This window comes from Dyadobacter beijingensis DSM 21582 (assembly GCF_000382205.1).
Taxonomy (GTDB): domain Bacteria; phylum Bacteroidota; class Bacteroidia; order Cytophagales; family Spirosomataceae; genus Dyadobacter; species Dyadobacter beijingensis.
The window spans coordinates 991,201-1,011,233 of the sequence record NZ_KB907786.1 but is presented as its reverse complement, the minus strand read 5'-3'; the positions used below and the strand labels follow the sequence as shown (position 1 = coordinate 1,011,233).

General features: G+C 51.9%; 17 protein-coding genes. 14 read left to right on the top strand and 3 right to left on the bottom strand.

All coding sequences use genetic code 11. The features are described from left to right. Positions 1-80 precede the first annotated feature (80 nt). The gene (bshA, locus tag H144_RS0104260) at positions 81-1,223 is read right to left on the bottom strand and encodes an N-acetyl-alpha-D-glucosaminyl L-malate synthase BshA (RefSeq protein WP_019940798.1); all 1,143 of its coding nucleotides are present in this window, start codon (positions 1,221-1,223) and stop codon (positions 81-83) included. Between the two features lie 181 nt (positions 1,224-1,404). Here bshA and H144_RS0104255 point away from each other — a divergent pair, with 181 nt between their 5' ends. From H144_RS0104255 to H144_RS0104215, 9 genes are all read left to right on the top strand, one after another. Then, positions 1,405-2,286, top strand: coding sequence for a geranylgeranylglycerol-phosphate geranylgeranyltransferase (locus H144_RS0104255; RefSeq protein WP_019940797.1), 882 nt, complete (start codon positions 1,405-1,407; stop codon positions 2,284-2,286). Between the two features lie 90 nt (positions 2,287-2,376). After that, entirely contained in the window at positions 2,377-3,072 is a 696-nt protein-coding gene (locus H144_RS0104250; protein ID WP_019940796.1) for a TapB family protein, read from the top strand. Between the two features lie 132 nt (positions 3,073-3,204). Further along, positions 3,205-3,774, top strand: coding sequence for a phosphoribosylglycinamide formyltransferase (purN, locus tag H144_RS0104245; RefSeq protein WP_019940795.1), 570 nt, complete (start codon positions 3,205-3,207; stop codon positions 3,772-3,774). Between the two features lie 3 nt (positions 3,775-3,777). Beyond that, a complete protein-coding gene (locus H144_RS0104240) occupies positions 3,778-4,701 on the top strand; it encodes a hypothetical protein (RefSeq protein ID WP_019940794.1) in 924 nt (307 codons plus the stop codon). Positions 4,702-4,725: 24 nt separating this feature from the next. Beyond that, positions 4,726-5,781: a hypothetical protein gene (locus H144_RS0104235; RefSeq protein WP_019940793.1), complete on the top strand. Its 1,056-nt coding sequence runs from the start codon at positions 4,726-4,728 to the stop codon at positions 5,779-5,781. Positions 5,782-5,976: 195 nt separating this feature from the next. Next, a complete protein-coding gene (locus H144_RS0104230) occupies positions 5,977-6,618 on the top strand; it encodes a porin family protein (RefSeq protein ID WP_019940792.1) in 642 nt (213 codons plus the stop codon). Positions 6,619-6,705: 87 nt separating this feature from the next. Continuing rightward, on the top strand, positions 6,706-8,103 hold the full coding sequence (locus H144_RS0104225) for a glycosyltransferase family 39 protein (protein ID WP_019940791.1): 1,398 nt from the start codon (positions 6,706-6,708) through the stop codon (positions 8,101-8,103). 78 nt (positions 8,104-8,181) lie between these two features. Then, on the top strand, positions 8,182-9,525 hold the full coding sequence (locus tag H144_RS0104220) for a DEAD/DEAH box helicase (protein ID WP_026350409.1): 1,344 nt from the start codon (positions 8,182-8,184) through the stop codon (positions 9,523-9,525). Between the two features lie 46 nt (positions 9,526-9,571). Then, the gene (locus H144_RS0104215) at positions 9,572-11,362 is read left to right on the top strand and encodes an ABC transporter ATP-binding protein (RefSeq protein ID WP_019940789.1); all 1,791 of its coding nucleotides are present in this window, start codon (positions 9,572-9,574) and stop codon (positions 11,360-11,362) included. 253 nt (positions 11,363-11,615) lie between these two features. Here H144_RS0104215 and hemA read toward each other — a convergent pair whose 3' ends face one another. Next, a complete protein-coding gene (gene hemA / locus H144_RS0104210; RefSeq protein ID WP_026350408.1) occupies positions 11,616-12,875 on the bottom strand; it encodes a glutamyl-tRNA reductase in 1,260 nt (419 codons plus the stop codon). A gap of 273 nt (positions 12,876-13,148) precedes the next feature. Here hemA and H144_RS0104200 point away from each other — a divergent pair, with 273 nt between their 5' ends. Beyond that, positions 13,149-14,432, top strand: coding sequence for a sensor histidine kinase (locus tag H144_RS0104200; RefSeq protein WP_019940786.1), 1,284 nt, complete (start codon positions 13,149-13,151; stop codon positions 14,430-14,432). A gap of 3 nt (positions 14,433-14,435) precedes the next feature. Here H144_RS0104200 and H144_RS0104195 read toward each other — a convergent pair whose 3' ends face one another. Continuing rightward, positions 14,436-14,987: a hypothetical protein gene (locus tag H144_RS0104195; protein ID WP_019940785.1), complete on the bottom strand. Its 552-nt coding sequence runs from the start codon at positions 14,985-14,987 to the stop codon at positions 14,436-14,438. Between the two features lie 51 nt (positions 14,988-15,038). Between H144_RS0104195 and H144_RS0104190 the strand changes: the two genes are divergently transcribed. From H144_RS0104190 to H144_RS0104175, 4 genes are all read left to right on the top strand, one after another. Further along, complete coding sequence (locus H144_RS0104190) at positions 15,039-16,094, top strand: long-chain-fatty-acid--protein ligase (protein ID WP_019940784.1); 1,056 nt, start codon at positions 15,039-15,041, stop codon at positions 16,092-16,094. A gap of 236 nt (positions 16,095-16,330) precedes the next feature. Then, a complete protein-coding gene (locus tag H144_RS0104185; RefSeq protein WP_026350407.1) occupies positions 16,331-16,930 on the top strand; it encodes a gluconate 2-dehydrogenase subunit 3 family protein in 600 nt (199 codons plus the stop codon). Between the two features lie 37 nt (positions 16,931-16,967). Then, a complete protein-coding gene (locus H144_RS0104180) occupies positions 16,968-18,686 on the top strand; it encodes a GMC family oxidoreductase (RefSeq protein WP_019940782.1) in 1,719 nt (572 codons plus the stop codon). A gap of 90 nt (positions 18,687-18,776) precedes the next feature. After that, positions 18,777-20,021 (top strand): acyltransferase family protein, encoded by a 1,245-nt coding sequence (locus H144_RS0104175; protein WP_374754578.1) that lies wholly within the window; start codon positions 18,777-18,779, stop codon positions 20,019-20,021. Positions 20,022-20,033 lie beyond the last annotated feature (12 nt).

Genomic DNA, 20,033 nt, shown 5'->3' with positions numbered 1-20,033 from the left:
ATTAGCACACGAATATAAGGAAAACCGCATGAAAGACGAAACCGGAAACTGAGCGGCGCTATCGGCGTACCGGCGGTTTCCTATGCTATATCAACCGCCTTGCTGTTTTCCACGACGCGCTCGTAATACGCTTCATAATGAGGCAAAATCTTCGCTACATCAAATTCCTTGGCCCTCGCCAGCGCATTCGCCTTGAACGTCGGCAAATTGGCATCGTCGAGAATGTAAGCGGCGTGTTTCACCATATCCTCCACATCGCCGACGTCGCTCAGGAAGCCGGTTACGCCGTGCACGTTCAGCTCGGGCAGACCGCCGGCATTCGATGTAATGATCGGCACTTCGCACGCCAATGCTTCCAACGCCGCAAGCCCGAAGCTTTCGGTTTCGGAGGGCATCAGGAAGAGGTCCGCCACGGACAGCACCTCTTCGATCGCGTCGAGCTTACCCAGGAAACGCACATCCGACAGCATATCGAGGTCTTTACACAAACGCTCGATCCGCAAACGTTCGGGGCCATCGCCTACGAGAAGCAATTTCGCGGGCAGCAGCTTGCGCAGTTTTTCAAAGATCATGATCACGTCGTCGATACGCTTCACCTTCCGGAAATTGGACGTATGTACGACGAGCTTTTCATTATTAGGGCAAATGGCGAGTTTGAAATGATCCTTCTTCTGGCGATTGAAACGGTCGAGATCGATGAAGTTTGGGATCACCTCAATGTCTTTGGTGATCTTGAAATGATCGTAGGTGTCTTTTCTCAGGGAATCGGAAACGGTGGTAATGCCGTCCGACTGGTTGATACTGAACGTTACCACCGGCTCGTACGACGGATCTTTGCCTACCAGGGTAATGTCCGTACCGTGCAATGTCGTGATCACGGGAATATGAATGCCTTGTGCGGCCAGGATCTGTTTGGCCAGGTAGGCCGAAGACGCGTGCGGGATCGCGTAATGTACGTGAAGCAAATCGAGCCCCGCATTGGCTACCACGTGCACCATTTCACTCGATAGCGCCGATTCATACGGCGGGTACTGAAACAGCGGATAGGCGGGTATATTTACTTCATGGTAATAGAGGTTTTCATTAAAAAAATCCAGCCGTTGGGGCTGGGAATAGGTAATGAAATGAACCTGGTGGCCAGCCTTTGCCAGGGCCTTTCCAAGTTCGGTAGCTACCACACCGCTTCCTCCGAAGGTAGGATAGCATACGATACCAATTTTCATAATAAGTCAGCAAATGGTTGAATGTCCGGTCTGAACAACCGCCCGGTTGGCGGCTTTCACTACCTAACAACAAATGCGCGTTTTTTATCCCACAAATGGATAAAGAAGTGCAGAATTGTCGTTAATGGGATAAATTGAATAATTTTATTGCCTAAACCTTCTTTTTCCAGCGTCAAACTTCATGAATGTGTCGGCCCGGCCCAAGATTACAACGTGGGATTATGTCACCGGTAGTGCGCGTCTTGTGCGCATGACCAACCTGATCATTGTGGCCCTCACCCAATATCTTACACGTATTCTGCTCATCGGCCCCAGGCACGAATGGAAAGCGATCGTGTCCGACCCGGACATGTTCGTACTCGCGCTTTCCACCGTCTGCATCGCTGCCGCCGGCTATATTATCAACGACTATTTCGATGTCAAGATCGACATCGTCAACAAGCCCGAACGCGTGGTCGTAGGCCGCTACCTGAAACGCCGGTGGGCCATGGGCGCGCACCAGGTGCTGAATGTGCTCGGAGCGGTACTGGGGCTGATCGTGAGTCCTTATATCTTCATTGTCAATGTGTTTTCCATTACGCTGCTCTGGTTTTATTCGGAGCGTTACAAGCGGCTGCCTTTTATCGGCAACTTCATCGTATCGCTGCTGACGGGCCTCACCTTGCTCATTCTCACGGTGCATTACCCCGAAAACCGGCATCTGGTGTTCATTTACGCCGTTTTCTCGTTCTTTATTTCACTGATCCGCGAGGTGGTGAAAGACATGGAGGACATTCGCGGCGACGAGGCGCATGGCTGCCGCACGCTGCCGATCATCTGGGGAATCCGGCGTACGAAAACGTTCCTCTATTCGGTAACTGTCGTTTTTGTGCTCGCGCTTTTCATCATGGCGCAGGCGTTGCAGAACAACCTGCTCACATTGCTTTTCCTGCTCCTCCTTCTCCCCATCGCATTGCTCGTGTTGCGGCTTTACCAGGCCGATACCCGCCGCGATTTCAAGGCGATCAGCAGCCTGTGCAAGATCATCATGCTGCTCGGGCTGGTGACGATGATCTGGGCCTGACGCACGGATTTATTTAACCAAAGACACATTCATATAACCCGCCTGAAAAGTTATATTTGACTACCCCAATACTAAATCGCTGTTACGAACATGAAAAAGTGGATTTTATGGAGCATCGCATGCGTGATGATGCTCAGTCTGAGGGCCTACGCCCAGGAATGCGCCGGTTTTACCTTCAAGGAAGGAGGCGGTTTTGAAATGAACAATTATGACGGCAAAGGCAAGGCGATCGGCAAGCTGGTCTATAAAATCGCCAAAGTGGCGAAGGAAGGCGGCAGCACCGTGGTAACGATCGACATGGAATCGTTCAACAGCAAAGGCAAATCCGAGTTAAAAAACACTTACCAGATGAAATGCGACGGCAATGTGCTCATACTCGACGCGGCTTCGCTCATCAATCAGGAACAAATGAAGTCCTTCCAGAGCATGGAAATGAAGTTTACCTACGACAATATCGAAATCCCGGGAAAACTCAATGTAGGCGACAAACTGAAAGACGCCTCCGTGCGCGGCGAGGGCAAATCGGGGCCGATGGGCGTGACGTTCAATATGCTGATCAAAAACAGGACGGTGACGAGCCAGGAAAAACTGACGATCCCGGCCGGCAGCTACGACGTGTACAAGGTCAACTCAGACCTGAATATGGAAATGGTGATGGGTTTTCCCGTGAAAATGGAGATGCAGAGCATTTCATACCGTGCGCCCGGCGTGATCTGGGACCTGAAAACGGAAACCTATCGCAAAGGCAAGCTCATGGGATATAGCGAGCTGGCTAAAATTTACTGATTCCGGGCCGGCTAATGTTAACATTTCCGTAAAGAACGGCTTGCGGTTCGTCGGCAAGCCGTTCTTTTTTTAGTTTTGTCCGGGTATTTTCTCAACGATACTCCTTATCTATCATATCAACTACGCTTACTAATGAAACGAATTGCCATTTTTGCCTCCGGCTCGGGGACCAATGCCGAAAAAATTTGCGAACATTTTGCCGACCGCGAGGACGTGGATGTTTCGCTCATATTCACCAATAATCCCATGGCCGGAGTGATCAAAAGGGCGCTCAAATTACAGGTACCCGTCGTTTTTTTCGACAGGAAAACCTTTTACCACACCGGTAAAATCCCTCAGATACTGCAAAACGAAGGCATTGACCTCGTGGTACTGGCCGGATTTATGATGCTCGTGCCCCCGGTGCTGGTGAATGCATTTCCGGACAAAATGATCAATATCCACCCTGCATTGCTTCCTAAATACGGCGGGAAAGGCATGTACGGGCATCACGTGCACGAGGCCGTGGTGAATTCCGGCGAAACGGAATCGGGCATTACGATCCATTACGTGAACGAGCATTACGACGAGGGCGACATTATTTTCCAGGCGAAATGCGAAGTGACACCCGCCGACACGGCCGAGGACGTGGCGCGCAAGGTGCACGCGCTGGAATACGACCATTATCCCCGCGTGATCGACGAAATCCTGACCCGGCGGTAGGCTATGCTGTTCTTCCTGCTAGCCGTCATTTTCACCGTGATGCTCTACCTGATCATGCGCGCTTACCCGCGTTATCAGGTAGATTCCTTCCATGCAGTCGTGTTCAACTATTATTCCTGCGTGCTCACCGGCCTGGTGCTCACGCCAAACTTCGACGTGTTCCGGCAGGTGGAATGGACGTCGGAAGGCACAGTGCTGACCATGGCGCTGGGTGCGATGTTCGTGACGGCGTTCATGCTCATCGGGCTTACCGCGCAAAAAGTGAGCGTAACCGCGACATCGCTGGCAGGCAATATGTCGCTGGTGATACCGGTGCTGTTCGGGCTGTTTGTTTTCAGGAATAATAACAAAGATTTTACGGCACTCAACTACCTCGGTCTCGTGCTCGCGTTGATCGCGCTCGCATTAGGGGCGATCCAGCGATCGCCCAAATCAGCAGCTAACGCCGTTGCCGGTGGTACATCCAAAATTGCCGGTCAATCACTATGGATTTTCCCGGTACTGACCTTTTTCGCTTCCGGCACCAACAATACCCTGATCAACTACCTGTCGTCGACCTACTACCCGGCCGGGCAGATTACCGTTTTTATGATCATCGCCTGTTTCGGCGCGGTGGTCATCGGCACGGCGATCCTGGTGTACCGGATAATAGCCCACGGCCACCGGCTAAAAACCCGGAGCGTACTCGGCGGGTTGCTACTGGGCGTTCCGAATTTTCTGTCGCTGTACTTCCTGCTGCTCGCACTGGCATCATTCGGGAATAGCGCGGCCTATGTTTTCCCGATCTACAATATCCTCACCATGCTGGTATCGGCACTCGCGGCCTGGGTCTTGTACAAAGAGCGGCTCAATACCCTGAACAAATGGGGACTGCTGCTCGCCGTCGTCGCCATCGTACTGATTTCCTACCAGGAATTGAACTTGTGATCCCGCCAGGGAGGTTAACTTATCATGACCGACACCGCCATCCTCCATATCCCCGAAAGCGAAAAACCGCTCAACAAAAAACAAAAGGAGTTTAACCTGCTGTCCGAAACGATCGAGGCGCTCGACCGCCAGCTCGCCGAACTGCAACACGCCTACGACGAAATGCTGCGGCGCATGCCCGCCGAGCTCGACCCGCTCGTGCGCGAGTACCAGGGTCACCGGGCGGATATCGTGAACCTTTGGGACCGGACGTATGAGGCGGAGCATTTCAGAAAGATTTACCAGGACAAACTAGCGCACCTGATCACGGAAAATGCATTCGACCTTATTAAAAACCACGGATTGGCGGACCTCAAACCGGTTTTCAACAAGTACAGTCCCGTTAACATCGATGTGCTGCTGGAAGAGGCGCGCAACCGCGAAATGACCCGCATCAAGGACCCTGCATTCCTGTTGGAAAGCGTCAACGAAACTGAGCCGGAGGTAGCTTTCCATGAACTATCGGTGGCGGATCAGCAGCGCATCAAGGCTGAGCGGCGGGAACAGCGCCTGGACGAGCGCATTCGTGAAGCACAGCAGGCCAAAACGACGAAATCGGTGCGCAGCGTTTATATGGAGCTCGTGAAAACCTTCCACCCCGACCTGGAAACGGACGAATCCGAACGGACGCGTAAGACGGAAACCATGCAGCGCATTACCAAAGCATATCAGGAAAATAATCTGCTGGGCTTGCTGAAAATGCAAATGGAGCTGCTCAATATCCATCGCGCCGAACTCGAAAACCTCAATAAAAATCAGCTTAGCTATTATAATAAGCTTCTCCGGCAGCAGATCGAAGAGCTGGACCAGCAGAAAACCGCCTTGCAGCAGCGCATTTCCGCTATTTGCGGGTTGCCCTACCAGCACGCAAATTCGCTGGTGACTGTTATTGCGCGTTTCAATGCCAACATCAATGAGTTGAAAGCGGAAATCAAGAATATCAAAAAGGTCTATAAGCATTGGCTCGTGCCTTCCCAGTTGAAAGCTTATCTCAAACCGTTCCAGATCCCCGGCCAGCCGGCCGAAGACCCGGAAGAATAGGCCACGATCTTGCGGGAAACGTATACAATACGTAGAGGTTTTTCCACGAAATCCTCCATTCATTTAAATATAACTATATAAATACAGGTGCGGATTACGCTACTGATAAGGTTGTTATGCCAAATCAGGCAGATCACCCATAATTGGCATATCATTTATGTTTGATACCCATAGCACACCCAAACTTGTATTTAAATGAAAAATTGTATTATTCTGCTGCTCGCGGTTGCACTTTGTAGCTCACGGGCACAAGCACAGGAAAACGTTTCGATCGGCCCGATGGTGGGACTGTCGATCGCCAACCTGCGCGGGGACATCTCTAACAATGACTGGAAACCCGGATTGACCATTGGAGGCTTTTATAATTATAGCTCCGAGTCGGGCTTCGGTTTCAGCGGTCAGCTGCTATTCACACAACTAGGCGCACAGATCGAGAACAAAAGGAACGAGATCAACCTGAACTACATCCAGGCCCCGCTTTTGGCCACCTTTTATTTCGGACGGTATGGTAGCCGCGTACGGCCGAAAATTTTCCTCGGCCCGAACCTGAATTTCCTCGTGGGTGCCAGGGACAAGAACGGCAACAATATCAATGGAGATTCAAACAACCGCATTTACAGCCCGTTTGACCTGGGCCTGACCTTTGGGGCGGGACTCAACTACGAACTGACTTCCAAAATCTGGCTCAACTTCGACGCCCGTTATGGCGTGGGGCTGCTGGACGTTACACGCATTGACAATTCCAATATCAAAAACAACAACTGGGGCATCAACGTGGGGTTGAGCTTCCCGCTGGGTACTTATAACAAACACACTGGTAGACTACGTACGCGCTGACACACTATAATTCATGAGCAGAAGGGCATCCAATTTTGAGTGCCCTTCTTTATTTTTGCTTCGGTGGATTTTTAACGTATTCTACCTATGCTTCGAAAGGATTTGTTGAAAATTACCAAATGGGGCTTCGGAACAGCCATTCTGATATGGATGGTGGGTTGGCTAATGCTCATTCCGGAGGATTTATCGGCCCAGATAGCTGCGCTGGCGGCTGAAACGGTCAAGGGCGGGGGCGTTACCGAGGACACGGGCATTTCGGCACCGATCCTTTCGCTTTCGGTGGGCTCCATGCGGATATTCGGGATCAACCAGCTTTCACTTCACATTCCCGGATTCATTGCGCTGCTGTTCAGCCTTTTCTGCACCTACCGGTTAACCCGAAACCTGGCCGGACCGGAATCGGCGGTGCTTTCGGTGCTCATATTGGCTACCGCGCAGGCCACATTCCTGGTTAACAATGAATTGGGCGACGCGAGTTACCTGGCAGCCTGCTATATTTTCACGATGTGGCAGGTCAATGTCTACATTGAAAACAAGCGTTTTATCCACCTGCTGTTCGGAATGGCAGGCATTGCGGGGGTGATATTCGTCAAAAACACCTTTCCCGACAGCGCCAGCCAATGGCCCACCGACCCGCTGCTGACGCTGCTCATCACTTTTTCGCCCTGGACCATTTTCCTGATTCTCGCGCTCGTCGACCTCGTCCAGCGTCTCACATTTCCCAACCACGACAACACACCACGGCATGAGCTTACCTGCCTGATCGCCATTGTCATGCCATTCATATTCAGCTATCTGAACCCGTTCAGGGCGACTTTCGATGTCTACATGGCCTATCCGGTAGCGGCCGTGGTGACGTCCTCGTTCATGATCCGCCGGCTCTCCGGTGATCCCGACACCTTTTCAGGCCTCGTCGCGTATGTGCACGCGGTGGCTGCGTACGGGGCGCTGGCGCTGCTTTTTTGCCTTGTATGGTTCTCATTCCCTGCCGATAATTATTATGGGTTAATCCATTTTATGGCGTTGCTGAGCGTACTTACCTGGCTGATCTTCTTCTCCGCGGTGCGCAATAAGCTGATCGTCGGCTGCGTCGTGTTCGCGATCGGGGCTAACCTCGTGCTTACCACCTATTTCTACCCCAACATTTACGAATACCAGGCGGCTGCCAAGCTGGGCATCCTGGCCCGCGCAAATGGTGCAAAGCAGGAAAAACTGTTCAGTTACCAGGCGGGTACGCCTTACAGCCTGCGATTTTACTCCGGCGTTCAGGTGACGGAGGTCGATGACTTTGGAAAACTGGTAGAGATGAAAAACTGCCTCGTGTACACGCACCAGAACCTGATCGGTGAGTTCCGGGCTATACGGCCGGATCTGAAAATCATAGGCAGTTCCGAGGAATACCCGCGCAGAATCCTCGATTTCCGCTTTCTGGACCCGGCCACACGGGCGTCCTACACTACCTCCAAGGTCCTGATCCAATTGTAAACCCAGCCCTCCCGGAGGATAATCGCCGATGCTAAGAGAATAAAGGGTAACTTTGTGGTTCTTTTAGGAAATACAATGATGACTTTTGAAGATTTAAACCTCACCAAGCCGCTGCTGAAAGCGCTTTCGGAAGCGGGATATACGACGCCTACAACTATCCAGCACAAGGTTTTTTCGGTGATGATGTCCGGCAAGGATGTTTGCGGCATCGCGCAGACCGGTACCGGCAAGACATTCGCTTACCTGCTGCCGACATTACGCCAGATCGAGTATGCCAAAGACCGCCTACCCCAGCTGCTCGTGCTCGTACCCACGCGCGAGCTCGTGGTGCAGGTAGTGGAAGAAGTGCGCAAACTGGCGGCATATACCACCCTGCAAGCCGTAGGCGTGTACGGCGGAGGGAATATCAAAGTGCAGATGGCGGAATTGCACGAAGGCGCCGATGTGGTGGTAGCTACTCCCGGCCGGCTGTACGACCTCGCATTGAACGGCTCCCTCAAAACCAAAAACATTAAAAAGCTGGTGATCGACGAGGTCGACGAAATGCTGAACCTTGGCTTCCGTACCCAGTTGAAGAATATCCTCGACACGCTTCCGCAAAAGCGTCAAAACCTGCTTTTCTCCGCGACCATTACCCAGGATGTGGAAACATTGATGAAAACCTATTTCAATGATCCCGTGCGCATTGAAGCGGCCCCGGTAGGAACACCGCTGGACAATATCGAGCAGCAGGCCTACGATGTGCCTAATTTTTATACCAAGGTAAACCTGCTCGACCTTTTGCTCGACCGCCACGAGGAAATGAACAAGGTACTCATCTTTGTCGCTACCAAAAAGCTGGCGGATCAGCTGTATGGCCAGCTGGAACTGGGCTACATGAACAAAATCGGCGTCATTCATTCGAATAAGGACCAGAATCACCGGTTTAACACCATCCGCCAGTTTCACGCCGGCAATTACAGGCTCCTGATCGCAACGGATATCATCGCGCGCGGGCTCGACGTGGCGGAAGTGTCGCACGTGTTCAATTTCGACATTCCCGAAGTTCCTGAAAACTACATTCACCGCATTGGCCGCACCGGTCGCGCCGACCGCAAAGGCATCGCGATTTCCTTCGTTACCGAGCGTGAAAAGCCATTTCAGGAGCAAATCGAGGAGCTGATGGATTTTAAAATACCCATGCTGCCGTTGCCCGAGGGTTTGAAGATTTCGGAAATACTCACGCCGGACGAGGAGCCAAAGTTTTTCATGAAAAACATCGAGCTGAAACGCCCGAAACGCGAGGATGTAGGCCCGGCATTCCATGAAAAGAAAGCTAAAAATCAGAAGGTTAATGTACGCCGCGATCATGCGAAGGAAAAAATGGCCAAATACGGGCGCCCTATCAAGCGTTCTGGCAACAAACCCAAGCGAAACAGTTAAGCAGCAGATATTCAAATCATTTTGCCAGATTTCGTGTTGACCCTGCATGAATATCTGGCAAATCTTCCAAAGGCTCCGGCCGTTCGTTAAGCCGTACCACCGGCAAATCGCATTTGCATTATTCCTAACCCTGCTCGGCGCCGTCACGGCACAGGTAAACCCCTGGGTGCTGCGCTACACCGTCGATACGGTACAATCCATGCTCGACAAGCATTGGAATACCTTCCAGGGCAAAGAGCTGCTGATCAACATTACTGCCATTCTTTTCATCAAAGAGATCGTCAACTCGCTGATTATCTTCGGCCAAAGGTATTTTGGTGAAAAAATCCGCATCAAAGTATCCAGCGACCTGGCGCAGAATGCCATTAATCGCATTCTCACTTACAATCTCGCCTTTTTCAGTGATAATGAGAACCAGAAAGGAAAGCTGCAAACCCGCATCGACCGTGGCGTGGAGAGCCTTACCAAGCTGATCCAGAACTTTTTTATCGACATTTTACCACTCTTCGCGAATGCGTTGGTGGCGCTGGGCATTATGTTCTCTGCCAATGCGTATGTGGGCGGCATCGCCCTTGCTACCCTGCCGGTATATTTTTGGGTGAGTTACAAGCAGGCGGGCGAGCTGCAAGGCGTACGCCGGAAGCTGAAACGGCAGCGGGAGAACAAGAGCAACGGTCTGATTAACCTCATCGAATCGGTGATCGTGATCAAGTCGTTCGTACGGGAAAAACTGGAAGGCGAGAAGCAATATGGCCTGCAAATGGAGCTAATGGATTCGCAGCTCAAAACACGGAAAACCAACTTTGCCTACGACGGGATCAAGAGTTTTATCGAGCAGATCGGCGTCGTACTGATCATCATCCTTACCGCCTACCTCGTACTCGACCAGCAAATGTCAATCGGCGCGATCATGTTCCATATCCTGCTGTTCAACAACGTATCCGCGCCCATTCGCCAGCTGCACCGCATTTACGACGAGATGAACGACGCCCTCACCTATTCCGAAGGCTTCTTCGAGATTCTCGACGCGAAGGATTCGGTGGAAAAGAACGGGGATATCGTGAGAGAGCAGTTTCGGGGCAATTACCAGCTTCGGAATGTGTCATTCTCCTATCCCAATGGTACCAAAGCGCTTTCCGGCATCGATATGGACATTCCATCCGGGCAAACGACGGCCCTTGTGGGGTTATCGGGCGCGGGCAAGAGCACGCTCATTAACCTGCTCGTAGGCTTCTACGCGCAGGATTCTGGCGGGATTTTACTCGATGGGAAGCCGCTCAGCTCCTACGACCTGCCCTCGCTGCGCAAAGCGATCGGGATGGTGCTCCAAAAGAACCACATTTTCAGAGGGTCGATCGCCGAGAATATCCGGTACGGTAAGACCGATGCGAGCTGGGAGGAGCTCGTAGAGGCTTCCAAAAGTGCATACCTGCACGAGCAGATCATGGAGCTGCCGAACGGCTACGAAACGGATGCACAACTGCTTTCCGGCGGCCAGCAGCAGCGCATTGCCATCGCACGCCTCTTCCTCAAAAATCCGCCCATCATTTTTCTCGACGAGCCTACCGCCAGCCTCGACGCCATTGCCACCGAACAGATCAAAAATAGTCTGGACGCGATCAAGAAAAACCGGACTGTGGTCATCATTTCACACAGCCTCGCACAAATTCTCGACTCAGACCAGATTTACGTCATGAAAAAAGGACAGATCGCCGAATCGGGACGTCATGAGGAATTGTATGAGAAAAACGGTGTTTACAGGCAGATTTTCGATGCTTCCGCCCGCAGCCTGAACCTCGGCAAGATGCTCGACCTGATGAGCCGCGACCAGGACTAAAAAAATTTAATTTTTTTTTCGGGTGATCGATCTAAAGAAATCTCGCCATCGTATGTCGTTGCAGGGAATGAACGACACATCCAAAATCGCGCAAGCGAGGCGGATTCAAGATACAATTAATTATTGTGGAGGGTAAGGTAATACATAGAGAGGGCGCCGTATGACGCCCTCTCTTTTTTGCACCCTGTTTTGGCATAAAAAAACTCCCGGAATGCATTCCGGGAGCGTGATATTGGAAGAGGTCTATGTGATATTAATGGCTTTCTTTCTCTTTTTCGAGGTTGAACAAATCGTTCAGCACGTCGATCAGCGTTTCGGCCTCACCTCTCTTACACGCGGCTTTGAGTTGAAGTACCGGCAGTTTCAGTATTTTCTGCATCATGCTCGTGGTAATGCGCTCCACCTTTTCCATTTCCGATTCGGTCAGGCTTTTGGTGAAACGGGTCAGTTCCTCCTTGCGGATCGTTTCCAATGCGCCTTTCAGTTTCTGGATGGTCGGCGAAACGATCATCTCGCGTGACCAGTCGTTGAATTCCACCACAGCTTCGCCGATGATTTCCTCCACGTGCGGCACGGCGTCCAGGCGGCGCTGCAATGCCTCGTCGGCTTTGGAGCGGATCGAATCGATGGTGTAGAGCATCACGCCCGGCACTTCTTCCACTTCCGGCGATACGCTGCGCGGTACCGAAAGGTCGATGAAATATTTGAATGACATGCCGCGGAGGCGTACCATCATTTCCTTTGTGAAGAAAGGCTCTTCGCGCTGGATGGATGATACGATAATGTCGGCACGGGAAATTTCGGATTCAATGTCTGCGAAATCCGCCACCCGGAATCCCAGTTCCGCGCCCAGCACTTCGGCTTTGCTTCGCGTCCTGTTCACGAGTGTCACTTCGGCGGAAGTATTTTGTGCGAGGTTACGGCAAACGTCCGTTCCGATCTCGCCCAATCCTACCACGAGGATTTTGGGGTTCGGCATGAGGCCTTCGAGCAATTCTACGGCCGCATAGGAAACGGAAGCGGCGCCATCGCGGAAGAATGTCTCCTGCGCAACGCGCTTGTTGGCAAAAAATATCGTGTGAAGCAGGCGGTGCAGGAATGGCCCGGCCATATTCAGGTCGGCCGACCACTGGTACGCGTGTTTGATCTGGTTCGGAATTTGCATATCCCCTACCACCTGCGATTGCAAGCCGGTAGCGACGTGAAACAGGTGCTTCACCGCCTCGTCGCCTTCGGAGAACTGCTCGAAATATGCTTTGAAATTATCAACGTCCTCAATGCCCTTTTCGATCAGCAAAAGCTTGATAATGTCTTCGTTGATGTCGTTGGAGGAGGAATAATAGATTTCAGTGCGGTTACAGGTAGAGACGGCAAGAACGTCGGAGATATCGAAAAAATCTTTCAGACGAAGCATCATGCTCTTTGCTTCCGCCTCATTCAATGCAAGCTGTTCCCTGATAGCAAGAGGAGCATTCCGATGTGATAAACTGACTGATTTGAACTGGTTATACATCACTTTGTCTAATTCGATTCACAAAAATACGGCACAAAAAACGATTATGGAAAGCGGAACAATAGCCGTTCACTTATTTAGAAAGCATTTAAATAAAACTGTCGTAAGTCATACAAATTTTGCCGCGCCAAAGGCTTAAAAACATGACTTTTATCATGTCAGAAAATGATCGGCGCGGGGTATGAAAAACGGACATGAAGCCACTAAGCTTAAATATTTTACGTTATTTGTAGACTATAACATTAACATCGGGCAGAATGTGCCCGGCCCGGAATGATCAGCGAAAGCCCCAAAGAAAAACCCCGCTTCAAACTGCACCCCGTAGCCATCCTGAACAGCCAGCGCCTGCGCCGGTCACTCATGGACACTTACGACCAGAAAAGCTTTTATAAATATGTCATCGGGATCATTCTGCTCATCCTCAGCATCGGCTCGCTTTTCTACACCGACAAGCTGGTGGAAGAGCTCGAAGAACGCGAGGAAAGAGAGGTGCAGCTGTACGCCGAGGGCTTGCGGTACGTGGTGAACAGCCCGCTCGACGAGAACTTCAACGTCATTTACCAGGTCATCGAGGATGCCGTGAATTTTTACCAGATTCCCGCCATTTACGTCGACGAAAACAACCTGCCCAATCCTAACAAAAACATCAAATTCCCCGCGAAAGCGAGCCGCCAGGAACGGGAACGCATCATCCAGTCGAAGCTGGAAGAAATGAAGCTCGAACACCCGCCCATTCCCGTGGAGCTCGGTAAAGGACGTGCAGGCAAGATTTATTACAGCAACTCGTTCCTGCTCACCCAGCTGCGCTACTACCCGTTTTTGCAGCTTTCGGTCATGCTTTTGATCGGCTACCTGGCCTACCTGGCATTCAGCTCGGCGAGGAAGGCGGAACAGAACCGCGTGTGGGTAGGTTTGGCCAAAGAGACGGCCCACCAGCTCGGTACGCCGCTATCGTCGCTGATGGCCTGGGTGGAATATTTCCGCAGCGACCCGACGATCGATTCGTCCATTGCCGAGGAAATTGAAAAAGACGTGATCCGGCTGGAAATGATCACGACGCGGTTCTCGAACATCGGCTCTGTCCCCACGCTTCGACAGGAACCGATTGCATTGATCGTCACGAACTTTGTGAATTATCTGGAAAAACGGGTTTCTTCAAAAGTCAAATTTGAAGTGCATGACCAGCTTGCCATTGAACAAACGGCATTGCTGAACAAGAACCTGTTTGAATGGGTGATCGAAAACATCTGCAAAAATGCCGTGGACGCGATGAGCGGCGTGGGCGAAATCCACGTGACACTGCAGGCGCCCCCACGTGCGAAGGAAATCTGGATTGACATTACCGATACCGGCAAAGGGATGAACAAGGCGCAGATCAGCAAGATATTCAACCCCGGTTTCAGCACGAAGAAACGCGGCTGGGGGCTGGGATTAACACTCGCGAAAAGGATTATCGAAAATTACCACTCCGGCAAGCTGTTCGTGAAACACTCGGAGGTGGGAAAAGGAACGACATTCAGGATTACCCTGAATGCCGAAATCGTAGAAGAATCTTAGATCTTATTGCAACAACGGCACGATCACCGGATCGGTCATGATCTGGTTGCTGATGTGGAAGGCGCGGTCGATGATCCGAACCTTAAATTTGATCTTGGTAGGAACCGTGCTGCGCGACTTGCGGAAACGGGCATTCAAATCCAGCTTTCCTTTGATCGGCCCCGCTTTGCCATCGGTTTTCAGCAATGGGAAAAACTTGAACCGGTCGCCTTCCAGGATCGACTCCGTCCAGCTGCTGTCCTTTTGCTGGATCATGGTAATCAGTTCATAATTCGCTTGAATATTCCATCCCGGAACATTCTTATAGCGCTGTGTGAACGACAGAGTATCCTGCACTTCCGCATTGGTAGCGCCCAGGTCGCCGTCGCCGTCCTCGAAATTGATCGTCACGGTCACCACCTCGGCATCCTGGGGAACGCCCAGTACCGTGTCGGTCCGGGTTTCCTGCGAGATACCATTGTAATAAATCACTGGCGTGTCGCTGAAATCGGGAATATCCACACAAGCCGCTGCCCCGGCGGCCAGTAATATGAAGAGGGAAACTTTCAGTTTCATATAACTTCTATTTTTAACTTTGCTTTTTTAGTACCTACGAAAGTAAGAGGATTGGAACTTCAAAACAATAAAACCATTGCCGAAATAAGGGCCGGGCTGCGGGAGCAGATCGTGACGGTCGAACCCGCCGATTTTGAACCGCTGGCGCTCCGGGTTTTTCGTTACCAGGCCGGGTATAATCCTATTTACAGGGAGTACATCCGGCACCTGGGCGTCGATCCTGCGCGGATTAGCGCGTTAACCGAAATCCCTTTTCTTCCAATCCAGTTTTTTAAGAATCATCGCGTCGCTACGGGGCATTCTTCCGACGCTTCTGTTGTGTTCCGGAGCAGCGGCACCACCGGCCAGATTACCAGCAGCCACCATTTGTACGACGAACCGCTGTATAAAGCCATATCCTACCGCATATTCCAGCAAAACTATGGCGACCTGAACCATTTTCACATCCTCGCCCTGCTACCGTCATACCTTGAACGAACCAATTCTTCGCTTGTGTATATGATGCAGCACTTTATTGAGGAAAGCGGCTCCGAATACTCGGGGTTTTACCTGAACAATACAGGTGAAATGCTGCATCGCCTCCGCCAGATCGCTGATAGCCAGGATGGAAAGACTGTGCTGTTGCTGGGGGTAACCTTCGCACTGCTGGACCTGGCGGAGAGCAACTTCGACCTGTCGTTCCTGAAAGACATTCGGCATCTGACCGTCATGGACACGGGCGGCATGAAAGGCCGGCGTACGGAACTGCTGCGCGAGGAAGTGCACGACATTCTCACCGGCAGCCTCGGCGTGCCCGTCATCCATTCCGAATACGGCATGACGGAGCTCCTTTCGCAGGGCTACTCGCACGGCAACGGACTCTTTGCGCCCGGCCATTCCATGCGCATTCTCCTGCGCGACATCAACGACCCGTTCGCGATCAGCGACCATAACCTGGGCTCGTCCAAAACCGGCGGCATCAATGTGATCGACCTTGCCAACCTCGATACCTGTTCATTCATCGAAACCCAGGACCTGGGCCGCTTCGGCGACAAGCCGGGCACGTTCTACGTCATGGGGCGGTTCGACAATTCGGACATCCGCGGCTGCAATTTAATGGTTCTGTAAATCGTTCGTGAGGCTGTGAACTGCCGGCGAAACAACCCCTGCCGGTTACACTTTAATGCAATTTTAATTCCTCTGAGCGGCCTCAGACATAGCTTTATAGGGCCGGAAAGCATATATAGAATCATTCTAACCAACTAACTACTAAGAATATTTCATAAATTAGCAGGCTTTTGAAAATTGCATTTATCGAATGTAGAATTACACTTTGGATTGTTAACCTATATTAAGTATATCAGATGAAAAGACGTGATGCCCTTGGTCGTGTGGCACTGTTAATGGGTGGCACACTCTCTGCACCCACCATGCTGGCTTTTCTGGAAGGTTGTAAATCTTCCACCGAAACCTCGTCAGCGCTCACCTTTCCGTTCACCGCGGACCGCAAGGCACTTGTCTCGGAAGTGGCTGAAATAATCATTCCTAAAACCGACACGCCGGGCGCGAAAGATGCCAAAGTTGGCGAGTTTATCGAAATGATGCTGAAAGACTGCTACGAGGCAAAAGACCAGGAAAGCTTCAATAAGGGATTGGCGGAGTTGGAGAAAAAAGACTTCCTCAAAGCGACGCCGGAAGAGCAAACGAAGATATTGAAGGAAATGGAAGCTTCCGCGAAGGATGAAATGACCAAAGCAGGCGAAGAGAAGAAAAAATATACCGAGGCGGGCAAGGAATACTCCGACGCCGGTGTGCCATTCTTCCGCCTTGTAAAGGAACTGACCTTGCTGGGCTACTTCACATCCGAGCCGGGTGCTACCCAGGCGCTGGAATACGTGGCCGTTCCCGGTCGTTACGACGGCTGCATCGACCTGAAACCAGGTCAGAAAAACTGGGCAATGTAATCCCAAAACATTCATTAATTTTTGAAGCATATTCATCATGAATCTGAACATAAAAGCAACAAAACAAGCCACTTATGACGCGATAGTGGTTGGTTCGGGAATCAGCGGCGGATGGGCCGCCAAAGAACTGACAGAGAAGGGATTGAAAGTCCTGATGCTGGAAAGAGGAAGAGATATCAAGCACATCGTGGATTACAAAACCGCTACGCTCGCCCCCTGGGAGCTCGAACACCGCGGCCGCGTGACCACCGTTGCGAAAGAAGAATACTGGGCAGGGATGCGCACCGGCTATACCGCCAACGAAGAGCACCGTTACCTCTTCGAAAACGACAAGCAAAACCCTTACCTGGAAACACGCAAGTTCGACTGGATTCGCGCTTACCACGTGGGCGGCCGTTCATTGCTGTGGGGCCGCCAAAGCTACCGCCTCAATGCAGCCGATTTTGAAGCAAATGGAAAAGAAGGCATCGGCGTAGACTGGCCGATCCGCTATGCGGACATCGCGCCGTGGTACGACTACGTGGAGAAATTTGCGGGTATCAGCGGTGCCAAAGACGGCCTCGACGTGCTCCCCGACGGCAATTACCTGCCGCCGATGCAGATGAACTGCGTGGAAAAACACGTGAAAGGAGAAGTAGAGAAGAAGTTCGCAGGCCGCCATGTGATCATGGGCCGCGCCGCACACCTTACCCAGCCGCAGGCAATCCATACCGAACTCGGCCGCGCCGCGTGCCAGTTCCGTAACATGTGTATGCGCGGATGCCCATACGGGGGCTATTTCAGCACCCAGGCAGCTACATTGCCCGCAGCGCAGAAAACAGGCAACCTCACGCTTCTTCCCGATTCAATCGTATCGGAAGTGATTTTTGATGACAAAGCCAACAAGGCGACAGGCGTGCGCGTGATCAACCAGAATACCCTTGAAACGAAGGAATATTTTGCCAAAATCATCTTCCTGAATGCGTCGGCCATTGCGTCATCTTCCATCCTGATGAACTCGAAGTCGAAACGCTTCCCGAACGGATTGGGCAACGACAGCGACCAGCTGGGCCGTAACATCATGGACCACCACCTGGCGGTAGGCGCAAGAGGTGAAATGCCCGGTTTCGAAGACAAATACTACTTCGGACGCCGTGCGAATGGTATCTATATTCCACGTTACCGCAACTGGGGCGACGACAAGCGCGATTACGTGCGCGGGTTCGGCTACCAGGGTGGTGCCAGCCGTGAGAGCTGGGGACGCGGCGTAGGCACCGACGGCTTCGGGGCAGATTTCAAAAAATCACTCTCCGAACCGGGCGGATGGACAATGAACATCGGCGGCTTCGGGGAAATGATCCCTGACGAGAAGAACCGCTTCACCCTGCACGCCACCGAAAAAGACAAATGGGGCTTGCCGATCGTCGTTTTCGATGCCGCTTATGGCGAGAACGAGAAGAAAATGCGTCAGGATATGATGAACGACGCAGCGGAAATGCTCGAAGCGGCCGGTCTCAAAAACGTGACGCCTTACAACGACGAATCGAAACACCCGGGCATCGGTATCCACGAAATGGGAACGGCGCGGATGGGTAACGATCCGAAAACATCCGTTCTCAACAAGCACAACCAGGTTTGGGGCGCTGAGAACGTGTATGTTACCGACGGATCATTCATGACCTCGGCTTCGTGCGTGAACCCGTCGCTCACCTACATGGCCATGACCGCCCGCGCGGCCGACCATGCCGTGAAAGAGCTGAAAAAGATGAATGTCTAGGACGGATTTCCCGTTCGCAGAAACCATAAAAACCTCGCAGGGTAAATCCTGCGAGGTTTTTTCTTTTTGGATGTAACCCGTTCGCCCTGTTTGTCAGTATTCCTTAAAATCTTGCTAACCTACCTGACCTTGAAAGACACCGCTACCCTGCCTCCTCAACGTGTTTCCTCCGTCGATGCTTACCGCGGATTTGTAATGTTCCTGATGATGGCCGAGGTGCTGCGCCTGAGCCGGGTAGCCGAAGCATATCCCGACAGCGCATTCTGGGCATTCCTCGATTTTCACCAGAGCCATGTCCCGTGGGTAGGATGCTCGCTGCATGACCTCATCCAGCCGTCGTTTTCGTTTCTGGTGGGGGTAGCGCTTCCCTACTCGATGGCCAGCCGCGCGAGCAAGAATCAAACCGTACCGATGATGTGGTTCCATACCATCCGGCGGTCGCTGATCCTCATTCTGCTGGGCATTTTCCTGCGGTCGATGCATTCGGAACAGACCAATTTCACATTTGAAGATACGTTGACGCAGATTGGTCTCGGGTACCCGATCCTTTTTGCATTAGGTTTTGCTACCGAAAAAATCCGGCGGGACGCGTTAATCTGGGGCGTATTGGCAGTTATTCTCGTAGGCTACGCCGCACTATTTGCGTTATACCCGCTCCCCGGCCCCGATTTCGATTGGTCGCAAACGGGCACTACGGCCGATTGGGAACACAACCTTACAGGCTTCGCTGCGCATTGGAACAAAAACACCAACGCCGCCTGGGCATTCGACCGTTGGTTTTTGAACCTCTTCCCCCGTGAGAAACCATTCGAATTCAACGGCGGCGGTTACAGCACACTGAGTTTCATTCCCACATTGGGAACGATGATACTTGGGTTAATTGCAGGGAAATGGCTCAAATCGGCACCATCTTCGGAATGGCTGCTCAAACGCTTCGCCATGACCGCGGGGATTCTGTTTGCATTGGCATTGATCCTCCATTTCACCGGCCTGAACCCGATCGTGAAGCGCATCTGGACACCCGCGTGGACGCTTTTCAGCGGCGGCTGCGCTTTTCTCCTGCTTTCCGCATTCTATTTTGTAGTGGACGTAAAAGACCGCAAATCGTCGTTTTTCTGGTTGATCGTGATCGGCACCAATTCCATCGCTGCGTACTTGATTGCAGACGGCTTTGGCAGTTTTATACGGCAGTCCTTCAAAATACATTTGGGACAGCGTTACGACGCCGTTTTCGGCGATGGATATGCCTCGCTCGTGAGTGGCGCGCTGATCCTGCTCGTGATGTGGCTGATCCTTCGCTGGATGTATAAAAAGAAGATTTTTATCAAGATCTGACCGCCGCCGCTA

Bases quoted from the DNA above. Each gene is read 5' to 3' on its own strand.
- bshA (WP_019940798.1), bottom strand. From the start codon at position 1,223: ATGAAAATTGGTATCGTATGCTATCCTACCTTCGGAGGAAGCGGTGTG.
- H144_RS0104255 (WP_019940797.1), top strand. From the start codon at position 1,405: ATGAATGTGTCGGCCCGGCCCAAGATTACAACGTGGGATTATGTCACC.
- H144_RS0104250 (WP_019940796.1), top strand. From the start codon at position 2,377: ATGAAAAAGTGGATTTTATGGAGCATCGCATGCGTGATGATGCTCAGT.
- purN (WP_019940795.1), top strand. From the start codon at position 3,205: ATGAAACGAATTGCCATTTTTGCCTCCGGCTCGGGGACCAATGCCGAA.
- H144_RS0104240 (WP_019940794.1), top strand. From the start codon at position 3,778: ATGCTGTTCTTCCTGCTAGCCGTCATTTTCACCGTGATGCTCTACCTG.
- H144_RS0104235 (WP_019940793.1), top strand. From the start codon at position 4,726: ATGACCGACACCGCCATCCTCCATATCCCCGAAAGCGAAAAACCGCTC.
- H144_RS0104230 (WP_019940792.1), top strand. From the start codon at position 5,977: ATGAAAAATTGTATTATTCTGCTGCTCGCGGTTGCACTTTGTAGCTCA.
- H144_RS0104225 (WP_019940791.1), top strand. From the start codon at position 6,706: ATGCTTCGAAAGGATTTGTTGAAAATTACCAAATGGGGCTTCGGAACA.
- H144_RS0104220 (WP_026350409.1), top strand. From the start codon at position 8,182: ATGACTTTTGAAGATTTAAACCTCACCAAGCCGCTGCTGAAAGCGCTT.
- H144_RS0104215 (WP_019940789.1), top strand. From the start codon at position 9,572: ATGAATATCTGGCAAATCTTCCAAAGGCTCCGGCCGTTCGTTAAGCCG.
- hemA (WP_026350408.1), bottom strand. From the start codon at position 12,875: ATGTATAACCAGTTCAAATCAGTCAGTTTATCACATCGGAATGCTCCT.
- H144_RS0104200 (WP_019940786.1), top strand. From the start codon at position 13,149: ATGATCAGCGAAAGCCCCAAAGAAAAACCCCGCTTCAAACTGCACCCC.
- H144_RS0104195 (WP_019940785.1), bottom strand. From the start codon at position 14,987: ATGAAACTGAAAGTTTCCCTCTTCATATTACTGGCCGCCGGGGCAGCG.
- H144_RS0104185 (WP_026350407.1), top strand. From the start codon at position 16,331: ATGAAAAGACGTGATGCCCTTGGTCGTGTGGCACTGTTAATGGGTGGC.
- H144_RS0104180 (WP_019940782.1), top strand. From the start codon at position 16,968: ATGAATCTGAACATAAAAGCAACAAAACAAGCCACTTATGACGCGATA.